The 4,940-nt window shown below is 36.8% G+C and carries 5 protein-coding genes and 1 tRNA gene; 3 read left to right on the plus strand and 3 right to left on the minus strand.

What is annotated here, in order from left to right; all coding sequences use genetic code 11:
• Positions 1-16: 16 nt before the first annotated feature.
• Both ACY65O_RS18710 and ACY65O_RS18715 read right to left on the minus strand, forming a co-directional pair.
• Positions 17-103: transfer RNA gene (locus tag ACY65O_RS18710), tRNA-Ser, on the minus strand.
• 137 nt (positions 104-240) lie between these two features.
• On the minus strand, positions 241-906 hold the full coding sequence (locus ACY65O_RS18715) for a TatD family hydrolase (RefSeq protein ID WP_462222377.1): 666 nt from the start codon (positions 904-906) through the stop codon (positions 241-243).
• Between the two features lie 119 nt (positions 907-1,025).
• On the opposite strand from ACY65O_RS18715, the gene ACY65O_RS18720 reads away from it, so the two are divergent.
• Positions 1,026-1,925 (plus strand): hypothetical protein, encoded by a 900-nt coding sequence (locus tag ACY65O_RS18720; RefSeq protein WP_462222378.1) that lies wholly within the window; start codon positions 1,026-1,028, stop codon positions 1,923-1,925.
• Between the two features lie 147 nt (positions 1,926-2,072).
• Here ACY65O_RS18720 and ACY65O_RS18725 read toward each other — a convergent pair whose 3' ends face one another.
• Positions 2,073-2,768: a polysaccharide deacetylase family protein gene (locus ACY65O_RS18725; RefSeq protein ID WP_462222379.1), complete on the minus strand. Its 696-nt coding sequence runs from the start codon at positions 2,766-2,768 to the stop codon at positions 2,073-2,075.
• 174 nt (positions 2,769-2,942) lie between these two features.
• Here ACY65O_RS18725 and ACY65O_RS18730 point away from each other — a divergent pair, with 174 nt between their 5' ends.
• Together ACY65O_RS18730 and gltX are read left to right on the plus strand one after the other, a co-directional pair.
• Positions 2,943-3,800 carry a hypothetical protein gene (locus tag ACY65O_RS18730; RefSeq protein ID WP_462222380.1) on the plus strand — a complete coding sequence of 286 codons (858 nt, stop codon included), beginning with the start codon at positions 2,943-2,945 and terminating at the stop codon, positions 3,798-3,800.
• A gap of 106 nt (positions 3,801-3,906) precedes the next feature.
• The coding region (gene gltX / locus ACY65O_RS18735; protein ID WP_462222381.1) for a glutamate--tRNA ligase at positions 3,907-4,940 on the plus strand (1,034 nt) is incomplete at its 3' end.

A 4,940-nucleotide genomic window follows, 5' to 3' on the forward strand; every position in this document is an offset into this window, starting at 1 on the left:
TTTTTCTTCTTTCATGCGGAGAGTAAGAGATTCGAACTCTTGATACCCTTTCGGGTATACACACTTTCCAGGCGTGCTCCTTCAACCACTCGGACAACTCTCCTTTTTTAAAGGAGGGCAAAAATACAGCATCAATCTTTATATGCCGAATATTTTTTGGGCATTGGTTGTGGTAACTGCTGCTATCTCTTCAACAGGCATATTTTTTACCTGCGCCAATTTTTCAATTATATACTTTAACTAACTGCTTTCATTTCTTTTTCCCCTAAAAGGTACAGGTGTTAAATAGGGTGCATCGGTTTCAACAACTAAATGTTTAGCATCAATTTTTTCAATTACTTCGGCAAGCCCGGCATTTTTATAAGTTATTACTCCGCCTATACCTAAATAAAATCCCATGTCGGTAATTTCAACTGCTTCTTCATAAGTACCGCTAAAGCAATGAAAAATTCCAGTAATACCTTTTGCTGCATATTCTTTTACCACTGTAATTGTTTCAGTCATTGCATTACGGGTGTGAATTACAATGGGCAATTTGTATTGCAGCGATAATTCAATTTGTTTTCTAAATGCATCAAACTGTTGTTCAGTAAATGTTTTATCCCAGTATAAATCAAGGCCAATCTCCCCTACTGCTGCAAACTTTCTTTTAGCAAGCCAGTCTTCAACTATGTTCAGTTCTTCTAAATAATTTTCTTTTACAGAGCAGGGATGCAAACCCATCATGGCAATACATTTACCGGGATAACTTTCTTCCAGCCTAATCATTTGTATATGCGTTGCACTGTCTATAGCTGGCAAATAAAATTTATCTGTGCCTTCAATTACTGCTCTCTTTATTACATCATCAATATCCGCAGCAAATTCGTTTGAATAAAGATGGCAATGTGTATCTGTAAAAATCATAATTGATTTTAAAAATACAAAAGTCATTAAAAAAAAATTAACAGCGCTTTAAACTATGTTATGCAACCGTTGTCTTAAAAAAGTATTTATTATTCACCATTATTTAAAAAATTATTTTTATGAAAACAATTAATCTAACCAGGATGCTCCCGGCTTTTGTATTACTGGGTGCACTGCTATTTACCAGCTGTAAAAAAGAAAAGAGTGCAGTAAATACTACGGAAGATTCTCCTGCTGAAGTAGCCGCAACAGTTAATACAACTACGCAAGAAGCACAAACAGAAGAACAATTTGATGATGTGTTTAACATTACTGCAAGTATAAGTGCAGAAGATGCTGGCGAAGATCTGGGATTTAATACCAACGTATCTGTTTTGGCCGAAACTGGTGTAAGACTTTCATCCACCACCACACGATGCTATACTGTAACAGTTGTACCGCAGCAGCCCGGTGTATTTCCCAAAACTGTTACCATCGATTTTGGTAATGGCTGCCTGGGCCGTGATGGCAAGTACCGTAAAGGAAAAATAGTATCTATTTATACCAACCGGTTACTGGTACCAGGTGCCATTGTAAGCACCACATTTGCTGGGTACCACGTTGATAGTTTTAAAATTGAGGGTACCCATATTACCAAAAACACCAGCACATCCAACATGCAGGGATTAAAGGTTACCGTTATAGATGGTAAGATAACCAACACCAATAACGGCAATTGGCGCAAATGGAACAGCACTAAAGATATTTTACAAATTGCCGGTAACGGTACACCTAATTTTCCTTTGGATGATATTTATAAAATTGAGGGTGGCGCAAGAGGTTCTAACTCGTTTGGACACAACTGGGCCTCCACAATTGTTGAACCTTTAATAAAAAAGTTTACCTGCCGCTGGATAGTAAAAGGAACTGTACGCATTGTAAGAGATGGGCGGGAAGCCTTACTGGACTTCGGAAACGGCAATTGTGATAATGATGCGATCATCTATATTAATGGCGTTCCGCACCCTATAAAATTATAAATAAAAAAAAATATTGCTTTTGTGAAAACAAGGTTGTACATTTATCCTAGTTTTCATAGGGTACGGATTAAAAACGGGCCAGGGTTTCTACCCAGGCCCAATTTTTTTTAAAGAACTTCAGGCAAATTTATCTCCCAAAATATTAGTTTATTCCACAGTTTTTACCTCAATTTTATTGAACGTATAACCAATTTTATAAAAGTGTTCCAGCAGTTTTGGCAAGGCAAAGCTCATTCTTTCATTTGCTTTATCACTATCATGAAAAACAACAATGCAACCCGGATGAATATTAGCTTTTACCTGCTCAAAGCATTTTTCTGGTGTTAGTGTACTTACCCAATCTCCTGCCAAAACCGACCACATTATAGTTTTAAGTTTAGGATTTGCAGTTTGCAATTTAGCTATCTGCGATTTTTTTATCCTACCATAAGGCGGTCTGAATAAATTGGACTTAATGTACTCACCCGCAGCCGCTATATCATTCAAATAATCATCATCAGTATTTTTCCAGCCATTAATATGATACATGGTGTGGTTGCCGATTGCATGGCCATCATCAATAACCTGTTTATATATTTCAGGATATTTTTTTACATTTTCGCCAATGCAAAAAAAAGTGGCTTTGGCATTATACTTTCTTAAAGCGGCCAATACAAAAGGTGTAATGATTGGGTGAGGGCCATCATCAAAACTGAGGTATATTATTTTTTCACAGGTTTTAATATCCCATACACATCCCGGAAAAAGTTTACGTAACCACCATGGTGTGGTGATAAAGAATAAATCTTTTTTAAAAAACTTTGCTTTAGATTCTCTCCAAAAATGGGGGGCAATTATATTCATAAAAATTAAACCAAATTTACATTGAAAATAGGGCAAAATAGAGGGGTATTTGCAGATAACTTAGCCTCTTTTTTGCACAATATTTAATGTTTACTGTCGTTATAAATAAGATAAGTCCAGTTAAAAAAAATCCGTACCATTGAAACCCACAAAGGGTTTGTTTAAAAACCACCTATGAAAACAAATAGACTTTTAACCGCTTTTGCTGTTACCATACTTGCATCAAGTTTACTTTCCTGCACAAAAGAAAATACATTTTCAACTACTTCGGCAGAAGATGAAACTACTTTTGAATTAAGTGGCAACCAGGCTGTGGCCGACAATCTTACCGAAGATGCCAACAATATTTTTATGGAAGCTGCCGCCAACAGAAATTTGTTAGGCAGTAATTTTGGATCGCTTCCGGTTATTACGTCAAACACATTAACCTGCGCCACAGTAACTGTAACACCAGCATCTGGTTTTCCAAAAACAATTGTTATAGATTTTGGAACCACGGGCTGCACCTCAACCAATAATATTATGCGTAAAGGAAAAATTAATATTACACTTTCAGATTCCGTTAGAAGAACAGGCAGCCAGGCAATTATTACTTTCAGCAATTATGTTGTAAATAATTTTAAAAAAGAAGGTACAATAACCTGGAAAAATACCAGCACCTCAATTACTAAAAGCTGGCAACGCAAAGTTGAAAACGGAAAAGTAACTGCTCCCAGTGGAAGGTACTGGTTGCACAACGGCGTAAGAGATGTAGTTCAAATTGCAGGTACATCCACACCCAACACTTTATTAGATGATATATTTTTAATTACCGGCAATTATACCATAACCAATGCAGCAGGTAAAACAAGAGACTGTTTTATTACTGAGGCACTGCAAAAAAAATCTACCTGCGATAATATTGGCACCGGAAAGTTAAAAGTACAGGGCGCTGCCCACAATGCAGTTATAAATTTTGGTGATGGTGATTGCGATAAACTGGCTACCATTTCAATTGACGGGCAAGAACCCAGAACAATAGTTTTACGATAAATTTTTTATGATTGATATTTTAACCGTTTTGGCCAAAAGCCCTAACGGTTTTTTTATTTTATTTATTCCTTTTCTATATGGTTAATAGTGATTGTATATTTGCAAAATGAGTAAAGTAAGAGTAAGATTTGCCCCCAGCCCCACCGGCGGTTTACATTTAGGTGGCGTACGCACAGTGCTGTACAATTATTTATTTGCAAAAAATAAAGGCGGCGATTTTATTGTGCGTATTGAAGATACTGATCAGACGAGATTTGTAGAAGGGGCTGAACATTATATTTTTGATTGCCTTAAATGGTGCGGCATTGAACCTGATGAAAGCCCTTTGCATGGTGGCAATTACGGACCTTACCGCCAGAGCGAAAGAAAAGAACAGGGTATTTACCAGCAATATGCTGATAAATTAATAAAAGATGGTCATGCCTATTATGCATTTGATACGCCGGAAGAATTAGAAAAAATGCGTAACGATTTTAAAACGGCTGAAAATCCTTCGCCGCAATACGATCATCATTTACGGATGAAGATGAAAAATTCATTAACATTAAATGAAGATGAAGTAAACAATTTAATAGCAAAAGGAACAAGGCACGTTGTAAGAATTAAAATGCCGGAGAATGAAACAGTTTCTTTTACCGACATGATACGTGGTGAAATAAAAAATGAAACCAGTTTGGTAGATGATAAAGTTTTGTTGAAAGCAGATGGAATGCCCACTTACCATTTAGCTGTGGTAGTTGATGATTATTTAATGCAAATCACTCATGCTTTTAGAGGAGAAGAATGGTTGCCGAGTGCACCGGTGCATGTATTGCTTTGGAAATATTTATTTGGCGTAGATAAAATGCCGCAGTGGGCCCACCTGCCATTAATATTGGGGCCAAGCGGAAAATTAAGTAAGAGAGATGGCGCTAAATATGGTTTCCCGGTTTTTGCGATGAACTGGCACGACCCCAAAACAAATGAATTGACTGAAGGGTTTAAAGAAAAAGGATTTTTACCCGAAGCTTTTATAAACCTGCTGGCATTACTGGGATGGAATGGGGGCACAGAGCAGGAATTATTTACTAAAGAAGAATTAATTGAAATCTTTAGTATCGACCGTGTGCACAGCGGCGGTGCAAAATTCGATTATGAAAA

Origin of the sequence: Ferruginibacter sp. (assembly GCF_031430955.1) — a bacterium.
In the GTDB taxonomy this organism is placed as follows: domain Bacteria; phylum Bacteroidota; class Bacteroidia; order Chitinophagales; family Chitinophagaceae; genus Ferruginibacter.